18 protein-coding genes are annotated in these 16261 nt (G+C 62.1%); 16 read left to right on the top strand and 2 right to left on the bottom strand.

Features of this window, described 5'->3' with window-relative positions; genetic code table 11:
- Positions 1-235: 235 nt before the first annotated feature.
- A complete protein-coding gene (gene fsa / locus B3849_RS08080; RefSeq protein WP_009826101.1) occupies positions 236-889 on the bottom strand; it encodes a fructose-6-phosphate aldolase in 654 nt (217 codons plus the stop codon).
- 118 nt (positions 890-1007) lie between these two features.
- On the opposite strand from fsa, the gene B3849_RS08075 reads away from it, so the two are divergent.
- From B3849_RS08075 to B3849_RS08060, 4 genes are all read left to right on the top strand, one after another.
- Complete coding sequence (locus B3849_RS08075; RefSeq protein ID WP_286780003.1) at positions 1008-3203, top strand: primosomal protein N'; 2196 nt, start codon at positions 1008-1010, stop codon at positions 3201-3203.
- Positions 3204-3346: 143 nt separating this feature from the next.
- Positions 3347-4579, top strand: a complete 1233-nt coding sequence (locus B3849_RS08070) for an MFS transporter (RefSeq protein ID WP_278425816.1) — start codon at positions 3347-3349, stop codon at positions 4577-4579.
- Positions 4580-4638: 59 nt separating this feature from the next.
- Positions 4639-5511: a 50S ribosomal protein L11 methyltransferase gene (locus tag B3849_RS08065; protein ID WP_180828728.1), complete on the top strand. Its 873-nt coding sequence runs from the start codon at positions 4639-4641 to the stop codon at positions 5509-5511.
- Between the two features lie 109 nt (positions 5512-5620).
- Complete coding sequence (locus B3849_RS08060) at positions 5621-5968, top strand: hypothetical protein (RefSeq protein WP_037943314.1); 348 nt, start codon at positions 5621-5623, stop codon at positions 5966-5968.
- A 133-nt stretch (positions 5969-6101) separates the two neighbouring features.
- On the opposite strand, the gene B3849_RS08055 is transcribed toward B3849_RS08060, so the two are convergent.
- The gene (locus tag B3849_RS08055; RefSeq protein ID WP_005851636.1) at positions 6102-6320 is read right to left on the bottom strand and encodes a DUF1127 domain-containing protein; all 219 of its coding nucleotides are present in this window, start codon (positions 6318-6320) and stop codon (positions 6102-6104) included.
- A gap of 330 nt (positions 6321-6650) precedes the next feature.
- Between B3849_RS08055 and ruvC the strand changes: the two genes are divergently transcribed.
- The 12 genes from ruvC to tilS form a co-directional block, all read left to right on the top strand.
- Entirely contained in the window at positions 6651-7157 is a 507-nt protein-coding gene (ruvC, locus tag B3849_RS08050; RefSeq protein ID WP_278425815.1) for a crossover junction endodeoxyribonuclease RuvC, read from the top strand.
- Positions 7154-7822 carry a Holliday junction branch migration protein RuvA gene (gene ruvA, locus B3849_RS08045; RefSeq protein WP_037943315.1) on the top strand — a complete coding sequence of 223 codons (669 nt, stop codon included), beginning with the start codon at positions 7154-7156 and terminating at the stop codon, positions 7820-7822. Before ruvC ends, ruvA begins: the two co-directional genes overlap by 4 nt.
- A 49-nt stretch (positions 7823-7871) precedes the next feature.
- Positions 7872-8891, top strand: a complete 1020-nt coding sequence (gene ruvB / locus B3849_RS08040) for a Holliday junction branch migration DNA helicase RuvB (RefSeq protein WP_037944909.1) — start codon at positions 7872-7874, stop codon at positions 8889-8891.
- Between the two features lie 47 nt (positions 8892-8938).
- Positions 8939-9562: a hypothetical protein gene (locus tag B3849_RS08035; protein WP_180828729.1), complete on the top strand. Its 624-nt coding sequence runs from the start codon at positions 8939-8941 to the stop codon at positions 9560-9562.
- Positions 9559-9945 carry a tol-pal system-associated acyl-CoA thioesterase gene (gene ybgC, locus B3849_RS08030; RefSeq protein ID WP_278425813.1) on the top strand — a complete coding sequence of 129 codons (387 nt, stop codon included), beginning with the start codon at positions 9559-9561 and terminating at the stop codon, positions 9943-9945. Before B3849_RS08035 ends, ybgC begins: the two co-directional genes overlap by 4 nt.
- Before the next feature lie 132 nt (positions 9946-10077).
- The gene (gene tolQ / locus B3849_RS08025) at positions 10078-10773 is read left to right on the top strand and encodes a protein TolQ (protein WP_005851646.1); all 696 of its coding nucleotides are present in this window, start codon (positions 10078-10080) and stop codon (positions 10771-10773) included.
- A gap of 3 nt (positions 10774-10776) precedes the next feature.
- Complete coding sequence (tolR, locus tag B3849_RS08020; RefSeq protein ID WP_243251264.1) at positions 10777-11256, top strand: protein TolR; 480 nt, start codon at positions 10777-10779, stop codon at positions 11254-11256.
- A gap of 2 nt (positions 11257-11258) precedes the next feature.
- A complete protein-coding gene (locus B3849_RS08015; protein WP_278425812.1) occupies positions 11259-12428 on the top strand; it encodes an energy transducer TonB in 1170 nt (389 codons plus the stop codon).
- Positions 12425-13747 carry a Tol-Pal system beta propeller repeat protein TolB gene (gene tolB / locus B3849_RS08010; protein ID WP_005851653.1) on the top strand — a complete coding sequence of 441 codons (1323 nt, stop codon included), beginning with the start codon at positions 12425-12427 and terminating at the stop codon, positions 13745-13747. Before B3849_RS08015 ends, tolB begins: the two co-directional genes overlap by 4 nt.
- Before the next feature lie 100 nt (positions 13748-13847).
- Positions 13848-14372, top strand: coding sequence for a peptidoglycan-associated lipoprotein Pal (gene pal / locus B3849_RS08005; RefSeq protein ID WP_005851654.1), 525 nt, complete (start codon positions 13848-13850; stop codon positions 14370-14372).
- A gap of 28 nt (positions 14373-14400) precedes the next feature.
- The gene (gene ybgF, locus B3849_RS08000; RefSeq protein WP_005851655.1) at positions 14401-15252 is read left to right on the top strand and encodes a tol-pal system protein YbgF; all 852 of its coding nucleotides are present in this window, start codon (positions 14401-14403) and stop codon (positions 15250-15252) included.
- A gap of 4 nt (positions 15253-15256) precedes the next feature.
- On the top strand, positions 15257-16261 hold a 1005-nt coding region (tilS, locus tag B3849_RS07995; protein WP_286780002.1), incomplete at its 3' end, for a tRNA lysidine(34) synthetase TilS.

The following is a 16261-nucleotide window of genomic DNA, read 5'->3' as shown; positions in this document are numbered from 1 at the left end:
TATATTTGGCACTGACATAGCACGCGCGTCAGGCTAAATCTGCTTTTTTCTTTTGGCGTATGGCTGGTTTTTCGGCGTCAAACCGCCCGCTCGCCGCGCATGGACGGGGCAGAGGCAGGGCGAGGCTGGTGCGGTTTTCTGCGAGGGCATGGGCCGACTACGGGCCCATGCAGATCGTGGTGGGCACGCGCAGCCTGTGACGCGCGTGCCCCTTTGTCGTCGCCTTAAGGCGGGATCAGAGGATGTTCTGACCTGTCTTTGCCCAATCGGCCATGAAGGTCTCGAGCCCCTTGTCGGTCAGCGGGTGCGCGGCCAGCTTCTTGATCACTTCTGGCGGGGCGGTCATAACATCGGCACCGATACGCGCAGCGTCCAGCACATGGTTCACGGTACGGATCGACGCGGCGAGGATTTCAGTCTCGAACCCGTAGTTGTCATAGATCGTGCGGATGTCCTGGATCAGGTCCATACCGTCAAGGTTGATGTCATCCAGACGCCCGATGAATGGCGAGATGAAGGTGGCACCGGCCTTGGCGGCGATCAACGCCTGGTTCGCCGAGAAGCAGAGCGTGACGTTAACCATCTTGCCCTCGTCCGACAGCACTTTACAGGCTTTCAGACCGTCCCACGTCAGGGGCAGCTTCACGGTGATGTTTTCTGCGATCTCGGCCAGTTTGCGGCCTTCGGCGATCATGTCGTCCGCTTTGGTCGCGACAACTTCGGCAGAGACGGGGCCGTCGACCAGATCACAGATCTCTTTCGTGACTTCCAGAATGTTGCGGCCGGATTTCAGGATCAGCGACGGGTTTGTTGTTACCCCGTCTACCATGCCCAGATCGTTCAGCTCGGCGATGGCATCGATTTCGGCGGTATCTACGAAGAATTTCATGTTACGTCCTTCAGGTTGGAATAGGCAGCAGGAATGGCTATGTCTGTCGCCTAGGGCTTTAGCGCATCATCCGCCAAGCTGGAACCCTAATTCCCGTAACCCCGTTCCGGAGCGATTGGTGAAACCGCCAGAATTTTTTCATGCAAGTGAGCTGGTGGCCGTGATGACCACCCAGCCGCTGGGCCGTGCGCTGGATTACAAAGCGCCCGAAGGCGGCTGCCATATGGGGGCCTTCGTCGAGGTGCCTTTGGGTCCGCGCAAGGTGATCGGTGTCGTCTGGGGCGCTGGGCAGGGGGATTACGATCTGTCCAGGATACGGTCGGTGATCCGCGTGCTCGATGCGGCCCCCATGCGCGAAGAACTGCGCAGTTTTCTGACCCGTGCCGCCGCCTATACGCTGACGCCGATGCCCGCGATGCTGCGGCTGGCGACGCGTGCGCCGGGGCTGGGCGACCCGCCGTCGATGCGCAAGATTTACCGGCGCGGCGAGGGGGAGCCTGACCGGATGACCGACGCGCGGCGTCGCGTGTTGGAAACTCTGGCGGAGTATGGCGACCTTTCGTTCACGCTCAAGGAACTGGCCGAGATGGCGGGGGTGACGGCGTCGGTGATCAAGGGGTTGGTGACCCAGGGCGCAGTGCTGGAACAGGACAGTCCGCGCGATCTGCCGTTCATGCGCATGGACCCCAGCTTGCCCAGCAAAGAGCTGACGGAGGATCAGGCCTCGGCCTCGGCGCTGCTGGCGGCGGGGGTGGCCTCGGGCACATATGGCACCACCTTGCTGCGGGGGGTGACCGGATCGGGCAAGACCGAAGTCTATCTGGAGGCCGTCGCCGCTGCGCTGAAATCCGGCAGGCAGGCTTTGGTGCTGCTGCCGGAAATCGCGCTGACCGAACAGTTCTTGCACCGTGTGCAGGCGCGGTTTGGCGCAAAGCCTGCGGAATGGCACTCGGGTGCCACGATGACAGAGCGGCGTCGCATCTGGAAAATGGTCGGACAGGGACAGGCTCAGGTGGTGATCGGTGCGCGGTCGGCGCTGTTTCTGCCGTTCCAGAACCTTGGTCTGATCGTCGTCGACGAGGAACATGACACCTCGTACAAGCAGGAAGAAGGCGTGCTGTATAACGCCCGTGACATGGCCGTGCTGCGGGCGTCGATCTGCGGGGCGCAGGTGGTTCTGGCCTCTGCCACTCCGTCGTTGGAAAGCTGGGCCAACGCCGAGGCGGGCAAATATACGCGGGTCGAGCTGACATCGCGCTTTGGGCCGGCGGTGATGCCGACGATGGGCGCGATCGACATGCGCAGCGAAGGCCTGCCGAGCGATAAATGGGTGTCGCCCACGTTGAAGGTCGAGGTCGACAAGCGGCTGGAACGGGGCGAGCAGGCGATGCTGTTCATCAACCGCCGCGGCTATGCGCCGGTGACCCTGTGCCGCGCCTGCGGGCATCAGATCGGCTGCGATCACTGCGATGCGCGGATGGTCGAACACCGCTACCTCAAACGGCTGGTCTGCCACCAATGCGGCGAAAGCAAGCCCATGCCCGAGGTCTGCCCCTCGTGCGAGGTCGAAGGCAAGCTGGCTGCCGTGGGGCCGGGGGTGGAACGTCTGGGCGAAGAAGCCGCCGCCCTTTGGCCCGAGGCGCGGGTCGCGACGCTAAGCTCGGACATGTACGGTTCGGCCCGCGCGCTCAAGGCCGAGATTGCAGGGATCGCCGACGGGGCGGCGGATATCATCATCGGTACGCAGCTGGTTGCGAAGGGGCACAATTTTCCCAACCTCACGCTGGTGGGGGTCATCGACGCGGATCTGGGGCTGATGGGATCGGACCTGCGCGCGGCAGAACGAACCTATCAGTTGATGCGGCAGGTGGCGGGGCGCGCCGGACGGGCCGAGGCTCCGGGCACCGCGCTGTTGCAGACCTTTCAGCCGGATCACCCCGTGATCCGCGCCATTCTGGCAGGCGACGAGGAGGGGTTCTGGAAAGCCGAAGCCGGAGAGCGCCGCCACGCCGGCGTGCCACCCTATGGCCGGATGGCGGGCATCATCCTGAGCGGCCCTGATGTGGCCGCGCTGTTTGATGCGGGCAACCAGCTGGCGCGACAGGATGCGCCGCTGCGGGCCGTCGGCGCGCAGGTCTATGGGCCCGCGCCCGCGCCAATCGCACGGGTGCGCGGGCGCCATCGGGTGCGGCTGCTGGTCAAGGCCGAAAAGGCCGCCCCCTTGCAAGAGGCATTGGTGAAATGGGTCGCACAGCTGCGGTTGAAGAATGATGTGCGCATCGCCGTCGATATCGACCCTCAGAGTTTTTATTAGCGGTGCGAAGTGCTTGCCCCTGCGGGGCAAGGGCCTTCGGCGAGGATTTTGGGCCATTTGGAAGCTGCGGTTGCGCGGAGCATGCGCGTGAGGCGGGTGATTTGATCTCGTCAAGGGGCGGGAACGGGGGTAAGGAATTGCCCATGACCCAATATGTGACCCTTGAAGATGCGAAGCATCAACCGTTCTGGCGCCGCCCTGTGGCGCTGCTGTTCCTGATGGCGCTGGCGATGCCCATTGCCTTCAACACATGGTCGGCGCTGCTGAATAACTTTGTGATCGAGGTCGCCGGGTTCGACGGGTCGGACATCGGGTTGCTGCATACGGTGCGCGAGATACCGGGCTTTCTGGCGGTCGGCGTGATCGCGATTATCCTATTCGTGCGCGAACAGGTATTGGGGTTGGTATCACTGGTGCTGCTGGGGGTGGCGACGGCGCTGACCGCGTGGTTCCCGTCGATGGGCGGTATCCTGACGATCACCATGCTCAGCTCTATCGGGTTTCACTATTACGAGACGGTGAACCAGTCGCTGCAGCTGCAGTGGCTCAAGATCGAGGACGCGCCGCGCATGATCGGCTGGCTGATGGCGGCGGGGTCATTGGCGACGCTGGTCGCCTATCTGGCGATCATGGCGCTATGGGATACCTTGTCGCTGTCCTATAACATCGTCTATCTGATTGGCGGCGGGGTGACGGCGGTGATCGCGCTGGCGGCGCTGCTGGCCTATCCGCAGTTCGAGGCCCCGACACCGCAGGTCAAGAAGATGGTGCTGCGCAAGCGGTACTGGCTGTATTATGCGCTGCAATTCATGTCAGGCGCGCGGCGGCAGATCTTTGTTGTCTTTGCGGGCTTCATGATGGTCGAACGCTTTGGCTTTGATGTGCATGAAATCACCCTGCTCTATCTGATCAACCTGATCGCCAATATGATCTTTGCCCCGCTGATGGGCCGCGCAGTCGGCTTCTTTGGCGAGCGGCGCACGCTGAGCTTTGAATACATCGGGTTGATCATCGTGTTTCTGGCCTATGGCGGCGTCTATTATCTGGGCTGGGGCGTGGTGGTGGCCGCGACGCTTTATGTGCTGGATCACATGTTCTTTGCGCTGGCGCTCGCGCTCAAGACCTATTTCCAGAAGATCGCCGACCCTGCCGATATCGCGCCGACGGCGGCGGTGGCCTTTACCATCAATCACATCGCGGCGGTGTTCCTGCCTGTGGGGCTGGGGCTGCTGTGGCTGATCTCGCCCGCGGCGGTCTTTTTTCTTGCGGCGGGGATGGCGCTGGTGTCGCTGTTGCTGTCGCTGATAATCCCGCGCCATCCCGTGCCGGGCCACGAGACGATCTTTTCCAATCCGCTGCCGGCCCCGGCCGAGTAGCACCCCCTGACATAGCCGGACGTCGCGCGGCGATATCGGCGATCCTGACGGAGTTTCCCATGCCAACATTCACAGCTTTGACGACCCTTGAAGGACGCAAGCCCGCCTATGCTTTGGGCGAGGCGATGGAGCGGCTGGTGCCGGAACCCACCGGTGTCGGCGTTTTCGAGATGGAAGACGGCTCGGGCCTGTGGGAAGTCGGCGGCTATTTCGAGGAAAGCCCGGATGAGACGGCGCTGGCGGTGTTGGCGGCCTCTATGGGGGCGAAGGAATTTGTCGTGTCAGAGCTGCCGGAAACCGATTGGGTCGCCCATGTGCGCCGCGAGCTGTCGCCGGTCGAGGCAGGGCGGTTCTTTGTTTACGGCAGCCATGACGCGGACAAGGTGCCCGAAGACTGCGAACCGTTGTTGATCGAGGCGGCAATGGCCTTTGGCACCGGGCACCACGGCACCACATTAGGCTGCTTGCGCGCGTTGGACCGTTTGGCGAACGGCGGCATGGTCGGGCAGAACGTGGCAGACATCGGCTGCGGTACTGCGGTGCTGGCGATGGCGGCGGCGCGCATCTGGCCGAACCCCGTGTTGGCCAGCGACATCGACGAGGTTGCCGTCGACGTGGCCCGCGCCAATGCGGCGGCGAATAATCTGGCCGACCGTTTGATCTGCGTCGAGGCCGCGGGGTTTGACCATCCCGAACTGGCATCGCGCGCGCCCTTCGATCTGGTATTCGCCAACATCCTGAAAGGGCCGTTGGTCGCACTTGCCCCCGATATGGCCGAGGCGCTGGCCACCGAGGGCTATGCGATTCTATCTGGCATTTTAAACGAACAGGCGGATGACGTGATCGAGGTTTATGCGCAATCCGGCATCAATCTTGTCAACCGAGAGGTGATTGGTGATTGGACCACGTTGACTGTCCAGAAAATGCCATAATCTTTGTCACTTTTCGCCACGAACAAGGTCGAAATGCAGAGAATTTGACACATTCTTGCTTTATTATGATCTTGCGAGAGGTGGGGGCCTTTAGCGACTAGAGGCTGCCATGGTTGATGCTCGTCAACAATTTGGGACACGCGTAAAGAGTTTAGAGAGTAAGAACGTCAAGCTCGCTCGGGGCTATTACACCACCATCCGTGCCGACGGGCTGGTTGTCGCGCGGCCGGCGCGGCGCGGCCTGCGGGTGCCGACCAAATTACTGGTCGCCTTGGTGGCCCTGTTCGTCTGCTTCAAAGGGTTCGTTCTGGCGGCGATCGGCCCCACGGCCTATGACAGCAGGCTGGACAGTTTGGCGCAGGGCACCGTGATCGAACAGGCGGGGGCTTGGGTTTTGCAGGTCGATCCGGTGACGCAAACGCTTGCCCGTAAGCTGGGGCCGGTCTTTCGCGGATAGGGGTGCTGCGGGACGGTGGCCTGCACCGTCATTTTTCACTGTCGTAGAATAAATGAAGCCACGCAGATCATTCAGATGTGCGTGGCTTGTGCTTTGGGTTGGCAGCCCCTTGGGCGCTATGAAACATCGACCCTTAGCGGATGAAGTGGTTCATTGCGACGCGTTCGATGTCGCCACGGACCAGACCGATATCGTCGAGTTCACGGTCGGACAGCGCGGACAGGGCGTTGCGTGTGACACGTGCATCGTTCCATTTGATGATGCTGCCGACAACGTCGCCAAGATGCGCGAAAAAGCGGTTAACAGCTGCGGCGGTGCCGTAGGTGGTTGGGGTATTATAGTAAACAGCCATTGGAGCCATCCTTGAATAAAGAAAAGCCGGATAATCCGGCGGTGCGCTGTGCAATTAGGCAGAATGAAAACACTTCACAACACCCACCGGCGCATGTGTGTTCTGCGTTTGCTGCATAGCAGCATTTGGCGGTTTAGCGCCTATTCATAAGGGGTTTTCCGCTATTGGCGCGGGGGTCGTTTTCAGTGGCTTGAGCGTCGCAACCCGCCCCGAAATTCAGGTTGCAGGTTGAATTGTGACTTTTATGTGGCGCGGTGCAAAAACCTTGGTGGATGTTCGCGTTTCGTGCTACTGCCTTGGAAAAAGAAAATTCTTGAGGATAATGGGCATATGATACGGGTAATCGGCATTGATCCGGGCTTGCGCAATATGGGCTGGGGCGTCATCGACGTGGCCGGCAGCCGCATCACGCATGTGGCGAACGGCATTTGTCAGTCCGAGGGGGTCGATCTTGCCACGCGTCTTTTGTCGCTCCATGCGCAGTTGACGCGCATCATCGTGACCTATCGACCCGATGCCGCGGCGGTGGAACAGACTTTTGTGAACAAGGACGGTGCTGGGACGCTCAAGCTGGGGCAGGCGCGGGGGATCGCGATGCTGGTGCCTGCGCAGGCGGGGCTGGCGGTGGGTGAATATGCGCCCAATACGGTCAAGAAAACGGTCGTTGGCGTCGGCCACGCGGATAAGGGGCAGGTGCTTCATATGGTACGCATGCAATTGCCGGGGGCAGAGATTGCCGGCCCCGATGCCGCGGATGCCTTGGCGATCGCGATCTGTCATGCGCATCACGGGGGAGCCTCGACCTTGGCGCAGGCCGTCGCAAGGGCAAGCGCATGATTGGCAAGATCACAGGACGTATTGATTATCGCGCGCCGGATCATCTGCTGATCGACGTGCGTGGTGTTGGTTATCTGGTCTATTGCTCTGACCGGACGATGGCCGCGCTGCCCGGCGTGGGCGAGGTGGTGGCGCTTTTCACCGATCTGGTGGTGCGCGAAGACCTGATGCAGCTTTTCGGCTTTCAGACTTTGGCGGAGAAGGAATGGCACCGGTTGCTGACCTCTGTTCAGGGGGTGGGGGCCAAGGCATCGCTGGCCATTCTGGGCGCGCTTGGGCCAGATGGTGTCAGCCGCGCCATCGCGCTTGGGGACTGGAACGCGGTCAAAGTGGCCAAGGGCGTCGGCCCCAAGATCGCGCAGCGCGTGGTGCTGGACCTCAAGGATAAGGCGCCGGGGGTGATGGCGATGACCGGTTCGCTGGCCGAGGCGCATGGCGAGGTCGAAGCCGCAGCAGAGGTGATCGAAACCGCTGCCCCCAAACGCCGCCCCGTGGCCCCGCCGAACCAGTCCGCGCAGGCAGAGGCGCTGTCGGCGCTTGGCAACCTTGGCTATGGTCCGGGCGATGCGGCAGGGGCCGTGGCGCAAGCCGCCGGAGAGATGCCCGAGGCCGACACCCCGCAGCTGATCCGCGCGGCGTTGAAACTGCTTGCCCCCAAAGGATAGGATGCGCATAGCCGCGTGGCCGTCCGTATGAACCTTGCTTGGATATTTGATGATCGACAGTGACCCAACTTTGCGGCCGGACCCGCAGCCCGGTGATATAGACCGCGCCCTGCGCCCGCAGATGCTGGATGAATTCGTCGGTCAGGCCGAGGCGCGGGCCAACCTCAAGGTGTTCATCCAATCCGCCAAGCAGCGGGGCGAGGCGATGGACCACACGCTGTTCCATGGCCCGCCCGGATTGGGGAAGACCACGCTGGCGCAAATCATGGCGCGCGAGCTGGGGGTCGGTTTCCGCATGACCTCTGGCCCTGTGCTGGCAAAGGCGGGCGATCTGGCGGCGATCCTGACCAACCTCGAAGCCCGCGACGTATTGTTTATCGATGAAATCCACCGTCTGAACCCAGCCGTGGAAGAGGTGCTGTATCCCGCGTTGGAAGACTTTGAACTGGATCTGGTGATCGGCGAAGGGCCCGCCGCGCGCACCGTGCGCATCGAATTGCAGCCCTTCACGCTGGTTGGCGCGACAACGCGCATGGGGCTGTTGACCACGCCGTTGCGCGACCGTTTCGGCATTCCTACGCGTTTGCAGTTCTATACCGAGGATGAGTTGTTCATCATCGTCGATCGCAATGCCCGCAAGCTGGGGGCTCCCGCCGATGAAGGGGGCGCACGCGAGATCGCCAAGCGCGCCCGTGGCACCCCGCGTATCGCGGGCCGTCTGCTGCGGCGCGTTGTGGATTTCGCCGTGGTCGAAGGCGACGGCCGGGTGACCCGCGCGCTGGCGGATATGGCGCTGACCCGTCTTGGCGTCGACAAGCTGGGGCTGGACGGGGCTGACCGCCGCTATCTGCGTCTGATCGCCGAGAATTATCAGGGCGGACCGGTCGGGATCGAAACCATGTCGGCGGCGCTATCTGAATCCCGTGACGCGCTGGAAGAGGTGATCGAGCCCTACCTGCTGCAACAAGGGCTGATCCAGCGCACGCCGCGGGGACGGATGCTGGCGCAGAAAGCCTGGTCGCATCTGGGGATGGCACCGCCCAAACCCCAAAGCGATTTGTTTGGCTGAGGGCGGGGGTGCCTTCGGCGAGGATTTAAGACCATTTGGAAGTTGAGATGACACCACAAGAGATCGAAGCGCTGTTTACCCGAAGCGACGACAGCTATGCCTTTGCCCGTTGGGGCCGTCCGTTGGCGCCTGTGGTCTTTGGCGTGGATGATGCGACGCTGACCGTGGTCAAAAGCGCGATCGAGGCGGTCTGTCAGTTGGCGGGGCACAGCATGTCAGAGACCGACCCCGAGCTTGGCAGCAATCTGATGATGTTCTTTTTCAAGGATTGGGCAGAGCTGTTGGAGGTGCCCGATCTGGACCGTCTGGTGCCTGATCTTGGCCCGTTGGTGGAAAAGCTGGATGCGGCGGGGGCCAATCAGTATCGTCTGTTCCGCTTCGACGAGACAGGTGCCATCAAGGCATGTTTCGTCTTTCTGCGCATGGACGAGCAGCTGAGCGCGATGCCCGCGCAAGCCCTGGCACTGGGGCAGATCGTGCAGTCGTTCTTGCTATGGTCTGATACTGCGTTCCGCGAGGTGTCGCCACTTGCTCTGCACGAGGGGGCGACGATCCTGAAGCCAGAGGTGGCGGCACTGTTGCGTGCGGCCTATGACCCCGTGATGCCCGTGGCAGCGCAGGACCCGTCTCATGCACTGCGTTTGTTCGCGCGGGTGGGGGCGGCGCAATGACCCATCATCTGCCGATCCGCGTTTACTATGAAGACACCGATATGGCGGGGATCGTCTATTACGCGAATTACCTGCGCTATATCGAACGGGCGCGCAGTGACTGGGTGCGCGAGATGGGAATTGACCAGCTGGCCATGAAGGCCGAAGGCGTGGTCTTTGCCGTGCGGCGGGTAGAGGCGGATTACATTCAGCCTGCGGTCTTCGACGATATGCTTGATGTAGAGACATGGGTCACGTCGATCACGCCGGCTCGCATGGTGATGCAGCAAGAGGTCAAACGCGGCGATACGGTTCTGTTCCGGGCAGTGGTCACGATTGTTTGTATCGCGGCGTCAGGTAAACCCTGCCGATTGCCAGCGAAACTTCGCTCAATCCCCGTCTAGCAGGCGGATTGGCCCCATAATCCTAGCAATAGATATTGCACTCGGCTAAGCTTGTGCCAAATAGCGCCTTGGAAAACAGGGCCGTTGAGGCAGATGAAGCCCCTTTTGGGCGCAACAAAAAGAGCAGAACCGATGGAAGCAGAAACGCTGGCGGCGGCAAGCGAGATTGATTTCTCGCTCTTGGGTCTATTTCTCCGCGCAACGATTACCGTAAAACTCGTGATGATCATGCTGATCGTCGCGTCCTTCTGGTCGTGGTCGATCATCATTCAGAAGATGATCCAGTACCGCCATGCCAAAGCCGAGGCAGAGCGGTTTGACCAAGCATTCTGGTCGGGCGAGCCATTGGACGGGTTGTATGACACGATCGGGCCGGATCCGGATGGGGCCGCAGAAAAGATTTTCGCCGCCGGTATGACGGAATGGCGCCGGTCGCACCGCGAGGATGGCGGGCTGATCCCCGGTGCCACCGCGCGGATCGACCGCAGCATGGATGTGGCGATTGCCAAAGAGGCAGAGCGTCTGCAGAAGGGCTTGCCCGTGCTGGCGACCACCGGGTCGACCGCGCCATTTATCGGTCTGTTCGGGACCGTGTTCGGGATCATGAACTCTTTCATCGAGATCGCGGCCCAGCAAAACACCAGCCTCGTCGTCGTCGCCCCCGGTATTGCCGAAGCGCTTCTGGCCACAGGCATCGGCCTTCTGGCGGCTATTCCCGCGGTTATCTTCTATAACAAGCTGAGCGCGGATTCAGACCGTATTCTGGGCGGCTACGAAGCCTTTGCTGATGAATTCGCCACCATTCTCAGCCGTCAGCTGGATAGCTGAGCCATGGCAGGTGGTGTGATGAAAAAGCAGGGCGGGGGTGGCCGTGGCCGCCGTCGCGGCCGTGCGCAGCCGATGGCAGAGATCAACATCACGCCGTTCGTTGACGTGATGCTGGTGCTCTTGATCATCTTTATGGTCGCAGCACCTTTGCTGACCGTTGGCGTGCCGGTCGAGCTGCCCAAAACAGCGGCCACCGCCCTGCCGTCCGAGCAGGAGGAGCCGTTGACCGTGACCGTTCTGGCGGACGGATCCGTGCAGATCCAGAAGACAGAAACCGCGCGTGATGATCTGGTTGCCAAGCTGCGTGCCATTTCGGCAGAGCGTGCGAGCGACCGTGTGTTCCTGCGTGCGGATGGGGCTGTGCCCTATGCCTCGATTATGGAAGTCATGGGAGCGCTGAACGCAGGCGGCTTTAGCAACATCGGTCTGGTGACTGAAACCGGCGGGCCGAAGTTGGACGGCACAGGCGCGTCAGGCGGGTAACCATGCACAAGGGGCATTACATCTCTGGCGCGGGTCACTTGGGGCTCATCGGCTGGCTATTGCTGGGGAATATCTTTACCTCGCACAGCGACCCTGTGGAGATGCAGGAGGTGTCGGTCATCTCTGCCGCACAATATGACGAGATGGTCGCCGCGGCGCAATCCGCGCAGGCGGAGGCCGCAGCGCAGCCCGAGCCTGCCCCTGAACCGGAACCTGCCCCCGAACCAGAACCGACCCCTGAGCCTGCGCCGGAGCCCGAGCCCGCCCCGGAACCGGAGCCTGTACCAGAGCCTGAACCCATCGCACCGCCCCCCTCGGAGGACGTGAGCGATCAGGCCCCCGAGCTGCCCGAGCCGCCTGCCGATGTCGCCGTTCTGACGCCAGAGGAGGCACCCGTCGCCGTGCCGCGCCCTGTAGAGCGCGTGGCCCCCGAACCCGTAGAGGCCCCGGATCCCGAGGCGCGCACCGATGATGTGCTGCGCGAGGCCGCGACACCGGATGCGCCGGCAGAGAAGGTCGTGGAAGAGGCACAGGAAGCCACCGCCCCCGAAGAGGCGACGACGCAGATTGTGACCGAAGCAACGGAAGCGCCCAAAGCGTCGCCGACCCAATCCGCACGTCCTCCGGCCCGCCGCCCCACACCTCCTGCGCCGCAGGTGGCAGAGGCACCCGCCGAGACGCCGAAACCCGAAACGCCGAAACCCGCCACACCGAAGCCGGAAACACCCAAGCCAGAGGCCCCCAAGCCGACGCCCGAACCGACAACGGATAAGGACGCCGTGGCAGCCGCCCTCGCCGAAGCCATGGGAGAGACCGACGCGCCTGCAACGCCGGCGGCACCCTCTGGCCCGCCATTGTCGGCTGGCGAGAAAGAATCGCTGCGCGTGGCGGTATCGTCGTGTTGGAACGTGGGGTCCCTTTCCTCCGAGGCATTGCGCACTACTGTAGTGGTGAGTGTCGCAATGAACCAAGATGGCACGCCACAGACCAATTCGATCAAGATGACCAGCAGTTCGGGCGGATCACAGGGGGCTGCCAATCAGGCGTTCGAGGCCGCACGGCGGGCAATTATCCGCTGCGGCGCGCGCGGGTATCAGCTTCCTGTAGAAAAATTCGGTCAATGGCAGAATATTGAGATGACCTTTAATCCTGAAAGGATGCGCATCAAATGATTGTACGAATTCTGAGCCTCTGTCTCGCGCTTATCGGCGGTGTTGCCTCGGTCGCGCAGGCGCAGGATGGACCATTGCGGATCGAGATTACCGAAGGTGTGATTGAACCCTTGCCCTTTGCCGTGCCCAGCTTTCAGCCCGAAAGCGGGGACGCGGGGCAGATGGCCGTTGATCTGGCGCGGGTCGTGTCCGAAGATCTTGTCGGTTCTGGTCTGTTCCGTGAAGTACCGGCGAGCGCCTATATCTCGACCGTAAGCGATTTTAACGCGCCGATCCAATATGCTGACTGGAAAGCGATCAACGCGCAGGCGCTGATCACCGGTGCCGTCAGTGTCTCGGGCAATACGTTGAACGTGAAGTTCCGTCTGTATGACGTATTTTCGGGCGCTGAACTGGGGTCGGGCTTGCAGTTTTCGGGCACGGTCGATGGCTGGCGTCGCATGGCGCATAAGGTGGCCGATGCCGTCTATTCGCGTATCACGGGCGAAGGGGGCTATTTCGACAGCCGCGTCGTCTATGTCTCTGAGACGGGGCCCAAGGATGACCGCGCGAAACGGCTGGCTGTGATGGATTACGATGGGGCCAATGTACGCTATCTGACCGACAGCTCGTCGATCGTGCTGGCACCGCGGTTCTCGCCCTCGGGGGATCGTATTCTCTACACCAGCTACGAAAGCGGCTTCCCGCGGATCTATGTGCTCGACATCGGGTCGGTGCAGCGTCGCGTGCTGGAAAGCGCCGAAGGCACCATGAGCTTTGCGCCGCGGTTCTCTCCGTCCGGCAATACGGTTGTCTATTCGCTGACCCAAGGCGGGAACACGGATATCTACACGATGGATATCAACACCGGCCAGTCGACACGGCTGACCAACACACCTGCGATTGAAACCGCGCCCAGCTATTCGCCGGATGGCAGCCGGATCGTTTTCGAAAGCGACCGTTCGGGATCGCAGCAGCTGTATATCATGCCTGCAACAGGCGGCGAGGCGACGCGGATCTCGTTTGGCGAAGGGCGCTATGGCACGCCGGTCTGGTCGCCGCGCGGCGATCTGGTGGCCTTTACCAAGCAGAACAAGGGCCGGTTCCACATCGGCGTGATGCGGCTGGACGGGTCGGAAGAACGTCTGCTGACCGCGTCGTTCCTGGATGAAGGCCCCACATGGGCCCCCAACGGCCGCGTCATTATGTTCGCGCGGGAAACCCAAGGGGCAGGCGGGGCGTCGTCGCTGTATTCGGTCGATATCTCGGGCCGGAACCTCAAGCCTGTGCGCACCCAAGAGGGCGGATCGGATCCGTCTTGGTCGCCGCTTCAGAAGTAAACAACAGCCATAGTGCCTTGGTGTTTCCCAATACCAAGGCACTATGGTAACACCGTCACAACAGACACATTAAAATGCTATCGTCAAAAAGGCACAGTCCATGAACCGCATTCTCACCGCAACTCTATTGATCGCAGCGCTGGCCGTATCGGCTTGTACCAACCCTGACCGCTTTGGCGCGGACGGCATGAATAACGGTGCCGCGAATGGCGCAGGCCTGAACGGGGGCATTATCCCCGGCAGCGCGAACGACCCGGCTTCTACGGCATATTTCCAGCAAGCCGTTGGGGATCGCGTGCTGTTCCTGGTTGACCAATCCAACCTGACACCCGAAGGCCAAGCGACGCTGGACGGTCAGGCAGCCTGGTTGAACACCAACACCGATTACCAAGCCGTGATCGAAGGCCACGCGGACGAGCAGGGCACACGGGAATACAACCTTGCGCTTGGCGCACGCCGTGCCAATGCAGCGCGCGAATATTTGATCTCGCGCGGGATCGCCGCCAGCCGTCTTCGCGTTGTAAGCTATGGTAAAGAACGCCCGATCGAAGTCTGTTCGAGCGAGGCATGCTATGCCAAGAACCGTCGGGCCGTGACCGTACTTGCGGGCGGTCTGACCAGCTAAGTCGTCTACGTTAGGTTAGGATTTTAATATGCGGTTTGCTTTGATTGTAGCGCTTGGACTGGCCTTTGGGCCGGTCGCGGCGCAGGCGCAGGATGCGCAGACTTTGGCGGATGTGCGTCAGGAACTGACGGTACTGAACGTCGAGGTGCAAAAGCTGCGCCGAGAACTGTCCACCACTGGCGGCGCGAGCGTTGCCGTGACCGGTGGGTCGGTGCTTGAGCGCGTCAATGCAATGGAAAGCGAACTGCAGCGCCTGACCTCTAAAACCGAAGAGCTGGAAAACCGGATCAACCGCGTGGTCACCGATGGGACCAACCGGATCGGTGATCTGGAATTCCGGCTGGTCGAGCTTGAAGGCGGCGATGTGGGCAGCCTCGGCCAGACCTCTACCCTTGGCGGGGGCGAGATGCCCGCGACCATGGCACCCGCCACGCCCGTGCCCGCACCAGCGGACCCGTTGGCCAATACTTCTACCCCCACAAATACCGCAGAACTTGCGGTGGGTGAAAAAACAGACTTCGAGCGGGCGAAGGCGGCGCTCGCTGACGGTGACTTTCGCAGCGCCGCAGACCAGTTTGCGACCTTCAATCAGACCTATCCGGGCGGACCGCTAGGCCCCGAAGCCGATCTGCGGCGCGGCGATGCGCTGGACGGTCTGGGGGATACCCGCGAAGCGGCACGCGCCTATCTGGCAAGTTTTAGCGCCGATCCCGCGGGGCCTGTCGCGGCAGAAGCACTGTACCAGCTTGGCAGCTCTTTGGGGGCCTTGGGCCAAACCCAAGAAGCCTGCGTGACCTTGGGCGAAGTCGCATCGCGCTTCCCCACAAGCCCCTTCGTCGCGCAGGCGCAATCCGAACGCAGCGTGCTTGCCTGCCAGTGATCTAATGACCGACCCGCTGGCGCAGAGCATCGCCGCCAGCTTTGACTCCGCACCGCCGCGCGTATTGGGTGTGGCGGTGTCGGGGGGCGGCGACTCTGTCGCGCTTTTACATCTTCTGAACGACTATGCCCGCAGCCGCGGGATCGCGCTGCACGCAGCGACCGTCGATCACGGCCTGCGACCCGAGGCCGCCCGCGAAGCCGCGATGGTCGCCCGCCAGTGTCGCGCGCTTGGCGTTCCGCATGACACGCTGAGGTGGACGGGCTGGGACCACAGCGGCAATTTGCAGAACGAGGCCCGCAAGGCGCGTTACCGGTTGTTGGCGGATTGGGCACGGGGGCAGGGCATTGACGCTGTCTGCATCGGGCATACCGCCGACGATCTGGCAGAGACTTTCGTGATGCGTTTGGGGCGCCGGGCAGGGGTCGACGGGCTATCCGCCATGCCTGCGGTTTTCGACCGACATGGCATGCGTTGGCACAGGCCCTTGCTCAACGCCCGACGCGCCGACCTGCGCGCGCATCTGACGCAACGCGGCGTGACTTGGGTTGATGACCCCAGCAACGAGGATGACAGCTTTGCGCGGGTGCGCATCCGCAAGGCGCTGACGGTGCTGACCGATCTGGGCGTTGATTCTGCCGCACTTGCCGATGTCTCGCGCCACCTTGCCGATGCCCGTACCGCGCTTGACGCGCAGATGTTTGCCGCCGCACGCGCCCATGCCCACGTTCAATGCGGTGCCGTGGCGATGAATTGGCAGGCACTGTGTGACCTCCCGACAGAGACACGCCGCCGATTGCTGACCCATACGATCGCTTGGATCAACGGGGCCACCTACGCCCCACGCAGCAGCGCCGTGGCAGAGGTGCTGACGGCGCTTGATGATGCCGGTGCCGCGACCGTGCAGGGGTGCGAGCTGCGTTTGAAGCGCGATAAACTGTGGATTTACAGAGAGTTGCAGGCGGTGCGGGCGGTTGATGCGCCCGTGGGCGCACTTTGGGACGGCCGC

It is taken from the genome of Sulfitobacter sp. UBA4523, from assembly GCF_002388305.1.
Lineage (GTDB): Bacteria > Pseudomonadota > Alphaproteobacteria > Rhodobacterales > Rhodobacteraceae > Sulfitobacter > Sulfitobacter pontiacus.
Note: the sequence above shows the minus strand (reverse complement) of the source record. Positions and strands in the feature narration are given on the sequence as shown.